The sequence below is a fragment of the Streptomyces sp. NPDC006923 genome (assembly GCF_040635655.1).
GTDB lineage: Bacteria > Actinomycetota > Actinomycetes > Streptomycetales > Streptomycetaceae > Streptomyces.
Window position 1 is genome coordinate 521,023 of the sequence record NZ_JBEYIF010000001.1, and the last position, 16,484, is coordinate 537,506.

The following is a 16,484-nucleotide window of genomic DNA, read 5'->3' on the forward strand; positions in this document are numbered from 1 at the left end:
ACAGTTACTTAGGCGTGCCTAACCTTAATGGTGGCCCTCGGAGCCAGCACACCCGCCCCCGCACATTCAGGCGAATCACGACGTGGCCACCCTTATGTGTGAAGTAGGCCGTCCCGCGCTGTTCGGCAGGAAGTGCGAAAACTAGCTTCGTCGCCGGAGGTGACGAACCGATGACAGCCTGTGCCATCGAGTTGACCGCTGAGGACGGAGCGGTACGGCGTACGGGGTTCGCGATGACGGCGGACGGAACGTATGCCGCACGGCTGACACTCGGCCCGCCCCGGGACGGCGGGGACGCGAGCGGGGACGCGTGGTTCCCGGAGCGGTGGACCCTCGACGGGCCCGAGCCCTATGCCGTGCCCCTGCCGCTCGACCAGCCCGAGGAGCCCGACACGGAGGTGCTCCCGCTGGCCGACGGGCGGGTGCTGATCCGCCGTCGGGTCGGCGACCGGCACGACTTCTCCCTGCTGTACCCGACCGGACCGGGTACCGGGCAGCTCCCGGTGGGCGCGATCGGATGTCCGGAGCTGACGCTGCTGCCGCCGTCGCCGGACGGCCGGTGCGTGTACGCCCTTTCGCCGGGCGAACACACCACCACTGTCTGGCTGGTGGCGGACGGCGGGTACGGACCCGAGCGGGTCGCGGAGGTCCCGGGCCGCTGCTCGGGCGGCGTATGGCTGGACCGTACGGGACGGATGCTGGCCCTGGACCGGGAGCGGGACGGCGTGGTGAAGACCGTCGTGGTCGACCTGGGGCGCGGCGGCGAGGTGTCTCCGCTGTTGCAGATCACGGAGGAGAGCAATGACCGGCTGCTGCTGGCGGACGCCGACAGCGGGCTGCTGCTGATCCGCTCGGACGCGCCCGGCCACGACCGGCTGGGCTGGGGTGTGCTGGGGAGCCCCCGGCCGGTGCGGTTTCCCGAGAGCCTCCGGCAGGCGGATTGCGCGGTGACACCGTTCGCGGTGCAGCCGGGGCAGGCGCTGATGCCGGAGAGCTGCGCGGTGGCGTTCCGCATCGACGGCGCGGCGGGGAGCTGGGTCGGAGTGTGGCGGCCGATGGGCCGGGGGCTGCGTCAACTGCCCGCGCCCGAGGGCTGGCTGGCGGGCGCCGGGCTGTGGACCCGCGACGGTGTGCTGCGGCTGCCGTACGCGACGGGCGCGGTGCCGTGCGGACTGGCCAGCCTGAGGACCGACGCACCCGGTCCCGGAGCCGGGTCCGGGGCGGGATCCGGCGGCGGGCCGGGCCCCGGTTCCGGCGTGATCACGGAACCGACACAAACGGAATCCGGCGGCGGGGAACCGTCCGGCGCCCCGCGTACTCCTGTGATGTGCAGGCCGGTGCCCTTGCAGCAGGCGCCGCTCACCGGCCGGGCGGCGCGTGGATAGACTTTCGCCGGGGCTACGCAGCCGTACCGACCGGATGCCGTCGGTGACGGTGATGTGGACTGTGACCGTGCCGTTGTCGGGGTGGTACGGGACGGCTGGGGCCCTGTGCCACGCAAGCAGCGATCACGACGGGGTGACTTCCCACATGTCTGAAGCCCGAACCAACACGACCCAGAAGCGCCCGCAGGGAACGGCGGCCGACCGGGACGAATTCGGCAGCCACGGCAAGCACCGAGGTGGTGCGGCCCCGACGGAGGACTCGGCGTCTCCGGCGTACGGCCGCCACCGCCGACCAGCGGAGACCAGCAACGCGGCCTGACCGGCCACGCGTACACCGGGAGGCCGCCGCGGCAGCTCCGCGCCGGCCTCCCGGCATGCTCGGGCAGATGTCCGCGGGGCGGCGGGGGCGGGACGGTCCCGACGGGCGGGCGTCACCGGCCCGGGCGCATGCCCGCGCCGGACGGACCCGGCCGCCCTACTCTGTGCTCGTGACGGAGATGCCCCGGGACTACAGGCCAGCCAGGTGCGTACGCGTCCTTCTCGCCGAGGACCAGGGCACGACGCCCGGCGCGCTCGCGCTGCTGCTGGGCATGGAACGGGACATCGAGGTCGTCGCCCAGGTCACCACCGGCGACGCCGTCGTGGACACGGCGCTCCACTCGCGTCCCGATGTGGCCCTGCTGGACATCGGGCTGTCCGGCCTGAGCGGGCTCGACGCCGCCGCACTGCTGCGGGACGAGGTGCCCGACTGCCGGGTCCTGATCCTGACGACCTTCGGCCGGCCCGGCCATCTGCGGCGGGCGATGGCGGCCGGGGCGGCGGGCTTCCTGGTCAAGGACGGTCCGGTGGAGGAGCTGGCCGACGCGATCCGCCGGGTGCTGACCGGCGAGACCGTCATCGACCCGGCCCTGGCCGCCGCCGCGTCGAGCGAGGAGCCGAACCCGCTCACCGAGGGGGAGCAGGACGTGCTGAACGCCTCCGTGGACGGGGCGGGCGTCGCGGACATCGCGGCGGAGCTGCGTCTGCCCGAGTCGACCGTACGGGACCACCTGTCCTCGGCCATCGGCAAGACCGGCACCGGGGACCGTGCGGAGGCGGTACGCGCCGCCCGCCGGCAGGGCTGGCTGTGACCGGGCGACGGCCCGGACCGGCCTGACGGCCCGGGAAGACACCACGGCCGGTTGCGCGCCCCACAAGCGCCCCGGCCATGTGCGCCTGACGCCTCGTCAGCAGAACCGCTCACCGGGCTTCGCGTGGTGTTCGTAACACGTTCGTCGGAATATCGCGCCGCCAGTGAAGGTTTCATGGTGCACCGACTTCATGGAATGTCCGCACTTCCTTACCGCGCCGACTCACGGACAACGCTGTCCGGCCAGGGCCGCGCGCCCGCCCGCATCTCCTTGCCCTCATACCTTTTTGCCGCCCGGAGGCCGCACGAATGCCGCAGACGACGACCGAACAACACGCCGGGGCTCGCCCGGATCCACGGGAACGGGGCACCGGCGGTGTGGTCCCCGTCCTCGCCTTCGCGGGCATCACCGTCGCGGTGATGCAGACCCTGCTCGTCCCCGTCATCAAGGATCTGCCCACCCTGCTCCACACGGAGCCCGCCAACGCCACCTGGGTGATGACGGCGACACTGCTCGCCGGCGCGGTCTCCACCCCGATCATGGGTCGTCTCGGCGACCTCTTCGGCAAGCGGCGGATGCTGCTCGCGAGCCTCGCCGTCATGGTGATCGGCTCACTGATCTGCGGATTCACCGACGACCTGGTGATCATGATCGTCGGCAGGTCGCTCCAGGGCTTCGCCATGGGCGCCATCCCCCTCGGCATCGGCATCATGCGCGACGAGCTGCCGCGCGAGCGGCTCGGCTCGGCCATGGCGCTCATGAGCTCCTCCATCGGTGTGGGCGGCGGTCTCGCGCTGCCCGCGGCGGCCCTGGTCGCGCAGAACGCCGACTGGCACGCGCTCTTCTTCGGCGCCGCCGGTCTCGGTGCCCTGTCGATGCTGCTCACCGTCCTCTTCGTACCCGAGTCCTCGGTGCGGGCCCCGGGCCGGTTCGACTGGCTCGGCGCGATCGGTCTCTCCGCCGGTCTCGTGGCCCTGCTGCTGCCGATCACCAAGGGCAGCGACTGGGGCTGGACCTCGTCCACCACTCTCGGGCTGTTCGGCCTGGCGGTGGCCATCCTGCTGCTGTGGGGCGTCATGGAGCTGAGAAGCTCCGCGCCACTGGTCGATCTGCGCACCAGCGCCCGGCGTGAGGTACTGCTCACCAACCTCACTTCGATCATGGTCGGTGTCGCCTTCTACGCGATCTCCCTCGTGCTGCCCCAGCTTCTCCAGCTCCCGGCCTCGACCGGATACGGCCTGGGCCAGTCGATGGTGGTGGCGGGTCTGTGCGTGGCGCCGCTCGGCCTGACCATGATGTTCACCGCGCCGGTCTACGCCCGTATCTCGGCCAAGCACGGGCCCAAGGTCTCCCTGATGCTCGGCATGCTGATCATCGGCATCGGTTACGGAGCCGGACTCGGCCTGATGAGCGCGGCCTGGCAGACCATCATCATCTCGGTGGTGGTGGGCGCGGGCATCGGTCTCGCGTACTCCTCGCTTCCCGCGCTGATCATCGGCGCCGTCGACGCGTCGGAGACGGGCGCGGCCAATGGTCTGAACACGCTGATGCGGTCCATCGGTACGTCGGTGTCGAGCGCCGTCATCGGCATGGTGCTGGCGCACACCTCGGTCCCGTCGGGCGGGGTGGCGATACCGACGATGAGCGGCTTCCGCATCTCCTTCGTCATCGCCACCGGCGCGGTGATCGGCGGTCTGGTGCTGGCGTCGTTCCTGCCGTCGCAGCGGGCGTCGCGGCGGGCCGCCGCCAAGTCCCCGGGCGGCGCGACCACGCAGCACCCGACGCTGGTCGCCGGGTCCGGCGGGTTCCGGGGACGCGTGCTGGACGCCGAGGGTCTGCCGGTCCCCCGGGCCAACATCACCCTGATCGACCGCCGGGGACGGCAGGCCGGCCTGACCGTCGCCGACGAGGACGGCCGCTACACCCTGCTCCCGCCGTCCGAGGGCGACTATGTCCTGGCCGGATCGGCCGCCGGACACGCGCCGCACGCGTGCCCGGCGGTGTATCCGGGGGGCGGCCGTCCCGTGGATGTCGATCTGGTCCTGGCGGCGGGCGCTCCCGAGCGCCGGGCAGTGGTCCCGTCCTGATCCCCGCCGGCCGGCGGCCGTACCCCGGCGCCCTCTCCTTCCCCGGGGTACGGCAGCATGGGCGGCCACACCGCGTACCAGCGGGAGGAGAGTCCATTGCCCGCCGGGACCGAACCCCAGGCACCCGCCCTCCGGGCACCCGAGCCGCCGGCCGGGATCCTCGCCGCCTTCGAGGCGGCCAAGGGATTCATGCCCGTCCATGAGGGGCTCGCGCTGTACGCGGCGGCGGCCGGCGCGGGCGCGCTCGGCCTGCCGCTGCTGGAGGTCGGCACCTACTGCGGCCGGTCCACCCTGCTGCTGGCCGCCGCCGCCGGGGCGGCCGGGACGGTCGCCGTCACCGTCGACCACCACCGCGGCAGCGAGGAGCAGCAGCCCGGCTGGGAGTACCACGACCCGACCGTGGTCGACCAGGAGACGGGGCTGATGGACACGCTCCCGGCCTTCCGCCGCACCCTCCACCGGGCCGGTCTGGAAGACCAGGTGATCGCGGTCGTCGGCCGGTCGTCCCAGGTGGCCCGGGTCTGGGGCCGCCAGGTCGGCCTGGTCTTCATCGACGGCGGCCACACCGACGAACACGCCAACGCCGACTACGAGGGCTGGGCGCCGCATCTCGCCGACGGCGGGCTGCTCGTCATCCACGATGTCTTCCCCGATCCGGCGGACGGCGGCCAGGCGCCGTACCGCGTCTTTCTGCGGGCCCTCGCGTCCGGCGCCTTCACCGAGGTCTCGGTGACCGACTCGCTGCGCGTACTGCGCCGTACGGCCCCGGGGATCTGACCGGACGGCGCTCCACCGTCCACGGAGACCGGCCGCGCAGGCCATAGCATCGCTGTGTGTCGTACGACGAGAGCCAGCCCCCCGCCCGCCGCCGCCTCGGCCGGAAGAGTCTCACCGTCGCGGTCAGCGTCCTGGTGCCGACCGCGCTGGCGGGATGGCTCGTCTGGCAGGGGACGGGCGGTCCCGGGAGCGGAGGTCCGCCCGCCGCGACGGCGGCCACCGGCGCCTCCTCCTCGGCGGCGGCCCCCGGCGTCGGTGGTATCGCTCCCGGCACCACGGGCCCGTCCGGTTCGCGCGCCTCCCGCGCGTCCGCCGCCCGCCCGCTCGCGGGCAAGGTCGTGGTCATCGACCCGGGCCACAATCCGCGCAACCGCGATCACACCGCCGAGATCAACAAGCCCGTGCGCATCGGTACGGGCAGCAAGGAATGCGACACCACCGGCACCGCCACCAACGCCGGTTACGCGGAGGCCCGCTTCACCCTCGATGTCTCCCACCGGCTGCGGACACTGCTCCAGAAGCAGGGCGCCACGGTCCGCTTCACCCACGACAACGACCGCCCGTTCGGTCCCTGTGTCGACGAGCGCGCCCGGATCGGCAACCGGGCCGAGGCCGATGCCGTCGTCTCCGTCCACGCCGACGGCTCCGCGGCCGGCAATCGCGGCTTCCATGTGATCCTGCCCGCCCTGGTCAGGGGCGGCGGCGCGGACACCACGGCGATCGTGGGCCCGTCGCGGAAGCTGGGCGAACGCATCGTGGACAGTTTCCGGCGGGCCACCGGCAGCGCGCCGTCGAATTATCTCGGCGGCGGCACGGGGCTGGATGTGCGCAAGGACCTCGGCGGCCTGAATCTCTCCACGGTGCCCAAGGTCTTCGTCGAATGCGGCAATATGCGCGACGCGAAGGACGCCGCTCTGCTCACCAGCGCGGCGTGGCGGCAGAAAGCGGCCCGGGGTCTCGCGGACGGCATCGGCGCGTTTCTGACGAAGTGACCGGGCGGATCCGGCCGTTCACACGGGTCATCACGGGCCGGAACCGGGTCCGATACCGGGCAGACGCCCCGACCGGGCAGACGATACATTCATCCGTACGATAGGGAGCCGCCCCCGAGCTTCGCACCGCGCACCGCCCGCCGGCGATCGCGACGACCGCCCCGACGAGACAACTGACGAAGGACTTTCCACGTGAACATCCGCTCCCTCACTCGAGGCGACGGCGTGGTGATCGGAGCAGCGGTGTTGCTGTTCATCGCCTCGTTCCTCAATCTGTACGAGTCCAGTGCCTTCGGGTCCGAGAACGCCCCGAACGCATGGGACTCGCTGGGCACCGTGATGAGCATCCACCTGGCCGGGGTCATCGCCGCGGCTCTGATCGTCCTCTCCCGCGCGCTGCCGCAGCCGCGTAAGATCGCGGGACTCGACCTCGGGCAGTTCGGTATCGCGCTGGCGGTCTTCGCGGCCTGGACCGCGCTCTGGTCCCTGATCGGCCTGGACGGCCTCGACGCGGGCAGCGGTCTGATCCTCGGCTTCATCGCCGCCCTGATCCTCGCGGCCGCCGCCGTCGCGACCCCGCTCCTGCCGCCCCTGAAGGCCCCGCTCCTCGGCACGCCGAGGCCGGCGGCCCCGGCACCGTACGGCGGACAGCCGGGCGGGCCGGGCCAGGGTTACGGCTACCCGGGCGGCCAGCAGCCGTACGGCACCCAGCCGGGTGGGCCCCAGCCGTACGGTGCCCAGCCCGGCTCCTTCGGCGGGCAGCAGGGCCAGTCCCAGCCGGGGCGGCCCTCGGGGGGCGGCCCGGCGCAGCAGGGCGGCGGCGCTCCGGCGGCCGACTTCGCGCCGTTCTGGTTCGCCGTGCCGGTGGCCCGTCCGCTCTACGGCGAGGACGGATCGCCGTCGCCGATCGCCGAGCTGGCGCCCGGCACCTGGTACCTCGCGGTCGAACAGCGCGGCCCCGGCCTGGTGGCCCAGACCCAGGACGGCCGGCGCGGTGTCCTCCAGGACACCTCAGGCATCCAGCGCGGCTGACGCGCGCCCCCGCACCGCAGACCGCGGCCCCCCGCTCCCGGCGGGGGCCGCAGCCGTGTCCCGGCCGGTAACGCACCTGACGCGCCGTCAGCAAGCGGGCGGACGGGAGGCGCCGTCCCCCCTCCGGAACCCGGCGGCGGCCGGCCGGTTTCACACGGGCACAACCGGCAACACGTTCGACATGTCCTCACGTCATCGCAGTGGAAGTGGCTCCGCGGCGACGATCATCATCGTCATCGCGGACATCATGGCCTTCATACTGGGCCTCTGGATTCTGATGTACCTGCTGGACGCCAACCGCGCCAACGACCTGGTCAACTTCATCCAGGACGCGGCCCGCTGGCTCGCCGGCTGGTCCTACGACCTGTTCACCTTCGACGAGGCATGGGCACGCGTGGTGTGCGGCTACGGCCTCGCCGCCGTCGTCTATCTGCTCGTCGGCCATGGGCTGGCGAACCGGCTGCGGCGTATCTGACCGGCCCGCGTGGACCGGTCGGGAACTCAGCAGCAGTCGGGCGCCATTACCCGCGGCAGACGTTCGCCGCTGAACACGGCGGTGGTCGCCTCGTCTCCCCCCAGAGCGGCCACCGCCAGCAGCAGCGAACCCGCCGTCCAGGTGGTGAGTTCCTCCGGCCAGACGGCCCGGTTGCCCTCGAAGACGTAACCCGTCCAGTACATTCCGCCGTCGGCACGCAGGTGCTGGATGGACTGGAGGATCTCCAGCGCCCGGTCCGACTCCCCCATCACCCAGAGCGCCAGCGCGAGTTCACAGCTCTCGCCGCCCGTCACCCACGGGTTCGGCACCACACAGCGCACTCCGAGGCCCGGCACGACAAAGCGGTCCCAGTCCGTCTCGATCCGCTCCTTGGCCCCCGCTCCGGTCACCGCTCCGCCGAGCACCGGGTAGTACCAGTCCATGGAGTAGCGGCTCTTGTCGAGGAACCGCTCCGGGTGGCTGCGTATCGCGTGCCCGAGCGCACCGGCCGCCAGCTCCCACTCCGGCTGCGGCTCTTCGCGTTCCCCGGCTATCGCGAGCGCGCAGCGCAGCGCCTGGTAGATCGACGAACACCCGGTCAGCAGGGCGTCCTCGACCGGTGTGCCGTCCGCCTCGCGCTTCCAGCCGATCTGACCGCCGGGCTGCTGGAGCACCAGGACGAACTCGATCGCCGCGTGCACGACGGGCCACATCCGGTCCAGGAACGCGTCGTCGCCGGTGGCCAGGTAGTGGTGCCAGATGCCCACGGCCGCATACGCGCAGAAGTTGGTCTCGCGCCCGAGGTCGCTGGGGAGGACCGTTTCTCCGTCGAGGTCGGCGTAGCCGGCGTACCAGGACCCGTCCTCGTTCTGATGCCGGGCCAGCCACGCGTACGCGCGGGCCGCCGCCTCGTGTTCGCCCGAGGCGTCCAGCGCCATGGCCGCCTCCGTGTGGTCCCAGGGGTCGAGATGGTGCCCGCGGAACCACGGAATCGCCCCGTCCGGGCGCTGTACGGCGAGCAGAGCCGCGACGGTCTCGACGGCCTGCCCGGCGGTGAGGACTCCGGGCAGGACGAGACGCTCCGTGGCTTCGGAGCCGGGCAAGGTCACTTGGCGGCCGTCACGGGCAGGTGCGGCTTGGTCGCGTAGGCCACGAAGCTCTTGCCCACGACGGGGTTGAGGAGCTGTTCGGTGATCCGGGTGGCACGAGGCTTCTTCATGATGTCCCACACCAGCAGCTTGTGGTAGGCGCGGACGGGCAGCGCCTTGTCGTTGTCCACTCCGAAGGCGCACTTGAGCCACCAGTACGGCGCGTGCAGGGCGTGCGCGTGATGGGTGCCGTACGGCTTGAGTCCGGCCTCGCGCATTTTGCCCAGCAGTTCGTCGGCCCTGTAGATGCGGATATGGCCGCCCTCCACCTCGTGATAGGCGTCGGAGAGCGCCCAGCACACCTTCTCCGGGCCGTAGCGGGGGACGGTGACGGCGATCCGGCCGCCCGGCCTGAGCACCCGGACCATCTCCGCCAGCACCCCCTTGTCGTCCGGGATGTGCTCCATGACCTCGGAGATGATCACGACGTCGAAGGACTCGTCGGGAAACGGCAGCCGCAGCGCGTCGCCCTCCATGGCGGTGGCCGTCGCGTCCCGCGGCGCTTCCCCGGCCTCCTTCATCGCGGCGAACCACTTGGCCACCTCGCGGATCTCCTCGCCGTTCCGGTCGAGGGCCACGACCTGGGCGCCGCGCCGGTAGCACTCGAAGGCGTGGCGGCCCCCGCCGCACCCCAGATCGAGCACACGGTCGCCCGCGGCGAGCGGGAAGCGGGTGAAGTCCACGGTCAGCACAGGGTCCTGCTTTCGCGGTCGGGGAGGTGGGTGCGGGGACGGAGGCCGACTCGGGCGCGCGCCCGGTGAGTTGCGGCGGCGCGCGGGAACGGCAGCGCGGAGCGCGGCGGGTGCGGCATCAGCGGGCGCCGGCCCGCCGGGCGACGGCCGCGCGGTACAGCTCGGCGGTGCCCTGCGCGGCCCTGGCCCAGGTGAAGCGCGCGAGCACCCGCTCCCGGCCGGCCGCGCCCAGCCGGGCCCGCAGCTCCGCGTCGTCGAGCAGCCGTCCGAGGGCGGCGGCCAGGGCGCCCGCGTCGCCCGGCGGCACGGCCAGACAGGTCTCGCCGTCGGCGCCCGCGACCTCGGGGATCGCGCCGCCGGTGGTGGCGACCAGGGGGGTGCCGGTGGCCATGGCCTCGGCGGCGGGCAGCGAGAACCCCTCGTACAGCGACGGCACACAGGCGATCTGCGCGCCGCGCACCAGATCCACCAGCTCGTCGTCGGATATGCCCTTGACGAACTGGACGGCGTCTTCGAGTCCGTACCGCTCCATCGCCTGGGCGACAGGACCTTCCTCGGCGCGCTTGCCGACAACGACGAGATGCGCGGCGGGGTGTTCGGTACGGAGCTTGGCGAGCGCCTCCAGCAGGTGGACAAGACCCTTGAGCGGGACATCGGCGCTGGAGGTCGTGACGATCCGTCCGGGGATCTCCGGCACGGCCGGATCCGGCGCGAACCGCTCGGTGTCGGCGCCGATGTGCACCACGTCGATACGCTCCGCGGGCACGCCGAGCTGGTCGGTGATCTCCTGCTTCGAGGAACCGGAGACGGTGAGGACCGACGGCAGCCGGCGCGCGACGCGCCCCTGCATCCGGGTGAAGCCGTACCAGCGGCGTACGGAGGCGCGCCTGCGCCAGTCCCCGGCGGCGGCCAGATCCAGCCGCCGGTCGACGGTGATGGGGTGGTGGATGGTGGTGACCAGAGGCGCGCCCAGGTCGCCGAGGAGTCCGTAGCCGAGGGTCTGGTTGTCGTGGATGACATCGAACTCGCCGCGCCGGGCGGCGAGATGGCGGCGTGCGCGGAGCGAGAAGGTCAGCGGCTCGGGAAAGCCGCCCGTCCACATCGTGGCGACTTCCAGTGTGTCGATCCAGTCGCGGAACTCGTCCCGTCCCGGCGTACGGAACGGGTCGGGCTGGCGGTAGAGATCGAGGCTGGGCAGCTCGGTGAGCGGTACGCCCTCGTCGAGCACGGGATAGGGCTGGGCGCCGATCACCTCGACGCTGTGGCCGAGCCGGGCGAGTTCACGGGAGAGATGGCGGACGTAGACGCCCTGGCCGCCGCAGAACGGGTTGCCCTTGTAACTGAGGAGAGCGATACGCAACGGCCGGTCGCCCTCGCCCCGGGACCCCGCTCCGGTGCCCGCCTCTATGGCCTCAGCGGTCACTCTCGGCCCCCTTCTCACTGCGTACTCCGCGTTTTCGCCGGAGCGTAACCGCCGACGCCAATCTAGAACAAGTTCTTGTCGGCCCGCCGCCCGGGGCCGCTCGCCCGCGATCCGGCCCCAATTGACCGCTCACGGACTTCGAATCTACCGGCAGGTAGTGACGCTGTACGGGCTCGCTCAGGTGATTCGCGCCACGACACGTGTCTGCCATGCTGTGCGGTCCGGAGGCGCCCCCTCGGTCCAGGAGAGGCCGGAAACCTCCCGGGGCGGGTCGGGCGAAGGGCATGGAGTGGGACATATGGCAGGCGAAACCGGACCGGTGTCAACCCCGCTGACGGAACGCCAGCAGGCGCGGCGCCGCCGCATCCTGACCGCCACCGCCGAACTGGCGGGCCGAGGCGGTTTCGACGCCGTACAGATGCGTGAGGTGGCCGAGGAGGCGGGCGTCGCCCTCGGCACGCTCTACCGCTACTTCCCCTCCAAGATCCATCTGCTGCTCGCCCTCACGCGGGAGCGGCTGGAGCGGCTGCACACCGCGCTGCGCGAACGGCCGCCCCGCGGGGAGGACCCGGCCGAACGAGTCGCCGAGACCCTGATCTGCGCCTTCCGCGCCCTCCAGCGTGATCCGTACCTCGCGGACGCGATGGTACGGGCGCTGACCTTCGCCGACCGGTCCGCGAGCCGCGAGGTGGACACCGTCTCCCGGCAGACGACGGCGATCATCCTCGACGCCATGGGCCGGGCCGTGGGCAGCGGCGGCCCGACGCCCGAGCAGCTCTCCGCCGTCCGCGTCGTCGAACAGACCTGGCACGCGGCGCTGATCGGCTGGCTCTCGGGGCGGGCGTCGGCGGGCCAGGTGCGGAGGGACATCGAGACGGTCTGCCGGCTGATCGGCCTGACCACGCCCGGGACGCCGGCGCGCTGACGCCTGGCCGGCGGCCGGCCGCCGTGCACGCTTTATGCCGCGATGAGGGCCGCCGCGCGCTCGGCGATGGCGTAGACCGTCGCGTTCGTATTGGCGGACACGAGGGAGGGCATGACGGAGGCGTCCGCCACCCGGAGCCCTCCGATGCCCCGTACGCGCAGGTCGGTGTCGACCACGGCCGTCGCGTCGGTGCCGATCCGGCAGGTGCTGGTGTAGTGGAAGTAGGGCAGCAGGCTCTCGCGCAGATACGCGCGCACGCTGTCGTCGTCGGCACTGCGGACACCGGGTCCTGGCAGCGCCTCCTTACCTCGCCAGGAGCTGAGCGCGGCGGACCGGCCGATCTCACGTGCGATCCGGAGACCGGTGGTCATCGTCCCGAAGTCCGCGTCGTCCCCGAGATAGTTCGGGTCGACCAGCGGCGGCACTCCGGCGTCCGCGCTCGCGAGGCGGACCGAGCCCCGGCTGCGTGGGTTCATGGCCGAGAAGGCAATCGTGTAGCCGCTGTCGGGTCCCGGCAGCGTGACCGCGCGATAGGGCACGCTGATAAAGAGGATCTGCACGTCCGGTGTGTCCAGAGCGGGATCCGTTTTGACGAGCCCGAGCGCCTCTCCCATCAGATTGTCCACGATCCCGGGAACCGGCTGTCCGGCGCTGTAGGTGACGGTCGACATGGGATGGTCCCGCAGACCGTTTCCCACACCGGGCAGATCCAGCGCGACCTCCACCCCCGCCTGGCGCAACTGGGCCGCAGGTCCGATCCCGGACAGCAGCAGCAGTTGCGGCGTACCGATCGCGCCCGCCGTCAGCACGACCTCCTCGGTGCAGCTCGCCGAGACGGTCGTGCCCGCCTTCCGGTACTCGACGCCGGTGCACCGGTCGCCGGAGACCCGCAGACGGCCCACGCGCGCGTCGGTGACGATGTCGAGGTTCGGCCGTCCTGCGACCGGTCCGAGGTAGGCGTCGGCCGCGCTCTGCCGCGCACCGTCGACGATGTTGCCATCACTCCAGCCGAATCCGGTTTCCAAGCCGCTGTTGATATCGGTCGCCCGCCGATGCCCCGATTCCACCGCAGCCTCCACACACGCCTCCACCAGAGGGTTGGACACCACCACCGGCGTCACGGTCAGCGGCCCGTCCACACCCCGGACCGCCGGGTCGCGTCCCGGCGCCGTCTCGCTGCGCCGGAAGAACGGCAGCAGGTCGCCAAAACCCCATCCGGCCGCGCCGAGACCCGGCCACGCGTCATAGCTGGAGCGGTGCCCGCGCAGGAAGTTGAGCGCGTTGATGCTGGAAGAACCGCCCAGGCAGCGGCCACGGGGCATGGGTATCGCCGTTCCCGTGGCCGCCTGCACCACGCTGATGTCGGCCCAGTCAGCGGTGCTTCCCAACAGGCTCGGCCAGGCCCTCGGCACCGCCATCGCGTCCAGGGGTTCCCCGGCGCCGGCCTCCAGCAGCAGCACCCGCGCATTCGCGCGCTCGGACAGCCGCGACGCGAGCACGCACCCGGCCGTCCCGGCTCCCACCACGATGTAGTCGTAGCTCGACGCGGTCGCTTCCACGGTGGGGCCTCACAGATCTCAGGCGCTTACCGGGCTCATACCACCGTACGCCGGGCCCTGCCGGGATTCGACCGGAAGGACGGCGGCCGGGAACCGCCCCGCGAAGAAGGTCACCGCGTCCGCCAGCGCCACGCTGTCGGTGAGCACCTGGCCGGGCGCGCTTCCATTGCCGAGCAGCGTCCCGCCCCAGCGCATGCCCAGGAACTCCGCGCAGTTGCGCAGGGTGCCGACGAGCGGGTCGGCCTTGGAACGGTCCTCGGAGGCGAGCACGGTCACGGCCCACATCGTCTTGCCCGCCATCCGTGCCCGGAAGTCGAGACCGGGCACGCGCATCCAGGCGGACCAGTGCTCCAGATAGAGCTTGGCGCTCGTCGAGACGCTGTACCAGTAGAGCGGCGAGGCGATCACCAGATCGCTCGCGGCCAAGGTGGCGTCCAGCAGCAGCCGGGCGTTGCCCCCGGGCTCCGGATACTGGCCGGTCCCGGTGTGCCGGTTGTCCTCGAACGGCGGCAGCGGCAGTTCCTTCAGCCGCAGCCACTCCTGAGCCGCACCCTCGGGCAGCCCCTCGGCCGCACGCCGGGCCAGTTCCTCGGTGTTCCCGCCCTCGCGCGCGCTCGCCAGAAGGAAGAGAAACTTCCGCTCGGCGTCCTGCTCCGCTGCCCCCATGCGTACACACCTCTCGCTCGCCCCACACGTCGACCGGCGACATACTCAAGCGCGGGCCGGGCCCGGCTATTCCACGGCGGGCCTGATCCGGTGCGGCGGACGGACAGGAAGGATCAACTCCACGTCACCCGCTGTCCCTCACGGTCCGCGTGGAATGTCATGCGCTCAGCCGCGGGCCGGCCGTCCTTCACCCACGGGAGCACCTGCCGGGAGATGCTGTCCCACAGCCGCTCAGGTCCGCCCTGACGGACCAACCAGTGGCCGTTCCGCTCGTTCAGCGACGCCCACGAGCCCTGCTCCACGTCCAGAATGAGATGTTCGATGCCGCCGTCGTGCGACAGCGAAAGCCGCTGGGCGCGAGGCGCGGCGAACTGAGCGACAAATCGCGCCGTCCAGTCGTCCAGCACGGTCGCGCCAAGCTCCGTCTCCTCGACGTCGCCGTGCTCCCTGTTGGGCAACATCCCCAGCGGCGGCGCCTGGTGGGGCCGGGCAAGCATGAAACTGACCTGTCCTCCGAGCACGGGACCGCTCACCGTGCCGTCGTGGCCGACGGTGAGCCGCACCAACTCGGAAGCGCCCATCCAGCCGCCGACAGTAGCCAGGATCTCGCCGCCGGGCCTGGTCTGCGCGACCCATTCGCGAGGGATGGTATGCACGCCGCACGTGGCGATGACGCGATCGTACGGCCCTCCCGGCTCATGACCGAGCAGCCCGTCCTTCGTGAGGATCTCGGGGCGAAAACCCAGACCGGCAAGAGCAACCGCCGCTCGCGCCGCCACCTGTGGATCGACCTCGATCGACGTCACGTTCTCGGGACCGAAGGTCCGGACCATCAAGCCGGTTGAGTAACCAGTGCCCGTGCCGACCTCCAGGACACGGCCGCCCTCCAGCAGGCGCAGCTCTTCGAGCATTCGCACGACGAGGCTGGGAAGAGTTGAGGACGAGGTCGGCTTCTGGGAGATGCGCCCCTCGACCTCACACGGCACGACCGCGCCGGCCACCTGAGTGACGAGGGTGTCATCTTCGTAGACGCGCGCAAGGTCGTCGTCGGCCTCCGCGAGGAATTTCGGCCTGTACCAGCCGTCACCCTCATACTCGAACCAGCCGGCCGCGAGGAACGCCTCTCGTGGCACGGAGCGGAGTGCTGCCTCCCACTCCGGACTGCGCAGAGCCCCGGCCTCCTTGAGCCGACGCACAAGAGCGGCGCGCAGTCCCACCGACTTCAGGTGGTCATTCATGGACCCTTACCCTTCTCCAGCAGGTCGGCGATGGCCTCGGTGATGGGCAGCCCGGCTTCGTGCTCCAGCCACGCCCATTGTCCGTTCGGGTTGCATTCCAAGAACCACCATCCGCCATCGGTGGATACGGAAAAGTCGAAGGCTCCGTAGTTGAGGTCGAAGGCGGCGAGGAAGCGCAGGAGTGCTTGGCGCACTTCCTCCGAGCACTCAACCGCCTCGTAGGTCAAGTTCTGGTATTCGGCCCGCCAGTCGACGACCCCTGGAGGCGCCGTGATTCGGGCACAGAAGACTTTCTGACCGACGACGACGGCGCGAACATCTGCGACCTTCTCGACCTGCTCCTGGAAGAGGTGAGCACAACGAGAGATACGTCCGTCGATCTCGCGGCTCCTCACGGGGGCCGCCCAGATTCCCGCCGGCTCTCCGTCCACGTCGTAGGCGCCGGCATGCAGGGGCTTGTAGATCGTCGGCTGCTCGGCGGCGAAGGCATGGGCTTCGGCCGGATCGTTCGTAATGAGCGTGCGAGGAACAAGCAGTCCAAGACATTTGGCCTCGGCTAACTGAGCGGGCTTGTACTCGCCACGCGCAATCGACTGCGGATGACTCAGGTAGAGGCAGTGGGGCAAGGAGGCAAGCACCCCACCGAGTCCGCGCCGGTTCTCATTCGCGACGAAACGCGCCACCTGATCCGCACTGTTCAGGTTCAGGTAGCTGCTCGGCCGCCTGTGGTAAAGCGCTCCCACTTCGGTGAGATCGACCGTCTTGCTATGTGCGGTCAGACGCCCCGACCACCCAAGATGATCCGAGTACGCCGTGAGATTACTCCTGTCCGGGAAGTCCCGCCCTGGGTCGAACCGCACAACGGGCACGCGGCGTCGGTTCAACTCGGCTATCACCAGATCGGCGGTAGCATCCTCGTTTTCGGTAGCAACCAACACCACTCGACCAGTCATCC

General features: G+C 71.3%; 16 protein-coding genes. 9 read left to right on the plus strand and 7 right to left on the minus strand.

Annotated elements, in window-relative coordinates:
• Positions 1-170 precede the first annotated feature (170 nt).
• The 8 genes from ABZ707_RS02355 to ABZ707_RS02390 all read left to right on the plus strand — a co-directional run bounded on the left by ABZ707_RS02355 (position 171) and on the right by ABZ707_RS02390 (position 7,878).
• The gene (locus ABZ707_RS02355) at positions 171-1,385 is read left to right on the plus strand and encodes a hypothetical protein (RefSeq protein ID WP_360166342.1); all 1,215 of its coding nucleotides are present in this window, start codon (positions 171-173) and stop codon (positions 1,383-1,385) included.
• A 145-nt stretch (positions 1,386-1,530) separates the two neighbouring features.
• Positions 1,531-1,704 carry a hypothetical protein gene (locus tag ABZ707_RS02360; RefSeq protein WP_360166345.1) on the plus strand — a complete coding sequence of 58 codons (174 nt, stop codon included), beginning with the start codon at positions 1,531-1,533 and terminating at the stop codon, positions 1,702-1,704.
• A gap of 178 nt (positions 1,705-1,882) precedes the next feature.
• The gene (locus tag ABZ707_RS02365; protein ID WP_360166967.1) at positions 1,883-2,515 is read left to right on the plus strand and encodes a response regulator; all 633 of its coding nucleotides are present in this window, start codon (positions 1,883-1,885) and stop codon (positions 2,513-2,515) included.
• Between the two features lie 308 nt (positions 2,516-2,823).
• On the plus strand, positions 2,824-4,602 hold the full coding sequence (locus tag ABZ707_RS02370; RefSeq protein ID WP_360166348.1) for an MFS transporter: 1,779 nt from the start codon (positions 2,824-2,826) through the stop codon (positions 4,600-4,602).
• Positions 4,603-4,791: 189 nt separating this feature from the next.
• Positions 4,792-5,379, plus strand: coding sequence for a class I SAM-dependent methyltransferase (locus ABZ707_RS02375; protein WP_360166970.1), 588 nt, complete (start codon positions 4,792-4,794; stop codon positions 5,377-5,379).
• 56 nt (positions 5,380-5,435) lie between these two features.
• Complete coding sequence (locus ABZ707_RS02380; protein ID WP_360166350.1) at positions 5,436-6,371, plus strand: N-acetylmuramoyl-L-alanine amidase; 936 nt, start codon at positions 5,436-5,438, stop codon at positions 6,369-6,371.
• Between the two features lie 192 nt (positions 6,372-6,563).
• A complete protein-coding gene (locus ABZ707_RS02385) occupies positions 6,564-7,403 on the plus strand; it encodes a DUF5336 domain-containing protein (protein WP_360166353.1) in 840 nt (279 codons plus the stop codon).
• Positions 7,404-7,584: 181 nt separating this feature from the next.
• Positions 7,585-7,878, plus strand: coding sequence for a hypothetical protein (locus ABZ707_RS02390; protein WP_319678637.1), 294 nt, complete (start codon positions 7,585-7,587; stop codon positions 7,876-7,878).
• A gap of 26 nt (positions 7,879-7,904) precedes the next feature.
• Here ABZ707_RS02390 and ABZ707_RS02395 read toward each other — a convergent pair whose 3' ends face one another.
• The 3 genes from ABZ707_RS02395 to ABZ707_RS02405 all read right to left on the minus strand — a co-directional run bounded on the left by ABZ707_RS02395 (position 7,905) and on the right by ABZ707_RS02405 (position 11,141).
• On the minus strand, positions 7,905-8,987 hold the full coding sequence (locus tag ABZ707_RS02395; RefSeq protein ID WP_360166356.1) for a prenyltransferase: 1,083 nt from the start codon (positions 8,985-8,987) through the stop codon (positions 7,905-7,907).
• Positions 8,984-9,718: a class I SAM-dependent methyltransferase gene (locus tag ABZ707_RS02400; RefSeq protein ID WP_360166359.1), complete on the minus strand. Its 735-nt coding sequence runs from the start codon at positions 9,716-9,718 to the stop codon at positions 8,984-8,986. The genes ABZ707_RS02395 and ABZ707_RS02400 overlap by 4 nt, the downstream gene beginning before the upstream one ends.
• Before the next feature lie 118 nt (positions 9,719-9,836).
• On the minus strand, positions 9,837-11,141 hold the full coding sequence (locus ABZ707_RS02405; protein WP_360166362.1) for a glycosyltransferase family 4 protein: 1,305 nt from the start codon (positions 11,139-11,141) through the stop codon (positions 9,837-9,839).
• 298 nt (positions 11,142-11,439) lie between these two features.
• Here ABZ707_RS02405 and ABZ707_RS02410 point away from each other — a divergent pair, with 298 nt between their 5' ends.
• Positions 11,440-12,066 (plus strand): TetR family transcriptional regulator, encoded by a 627-nt coding sequence (locus tag ABZ707_RS02410; protein ID WP_360166365.1) that lies wholly within the window; start codon positions 11,440-11,442, stop codon positions 12,064-12,066.
• A 32-nt stretch (positions 12,067-12,098) separates the two neighbouring features.
• Here ABZ707_RS02410 and ABZ707_RS02415 read toward each other — a convergent pair whose 3' ends face one another.
• From ABZ707_RS02415 to tgmB, 4 genes are all read right to left on the minus strand, one after another.
• Positions 12,099-13,625 (minus strand): GMC family oxidoreductase N-terminal domain-containing protein, encoded by a 1,527-nt coding sequence (locus ABZ707_RS02415; protein WP_360166368.1) that lies wholly within the window; start codon positions 13,623-13,625, stop codon positions 12,099-12,101.
• A gap of 18 nt (positions 13,626-13,643) precedes the next feature.
• A complete protein-coding gene (locus ABZ707_RS02420) occupies positions 13,644-14,291 on the minus strand; it encodes an NAD(P)H-dependent oxidoreductase (RefSeq protein ID WP_360166371.1) in 648 nt (215 codons plus the stop codon).
• 113 nt (positions 14,292-14,404) lie between these two features.
• Entirely contained in the window at positions 14,405-15,529 is a 1,125-nt protein-coding gene (tgmC, locus tag ABZ707_RS02425; protein ID WP_360166374.1) for an ATP-grasp peptide maturase system methyltransferase, read from the minus strand.
• Positions 15,526-16,482 (minus strand): ATP-grasp ribosomal peptide maturase, encoded by a 957-nt coding sequence (gene tgmB, locus ABZ707_RS02430; protein ID WP_360166377.1) that lies wholly within the window; start codon positions 16,480-16,482, stop codon positions 15,526-15,528. Before tgmB ends, tgmC begins: the two co-directional genes overlap by 4 nt.
• Positions 16,483-16,484: the final 2 nt, after the last annotated feature.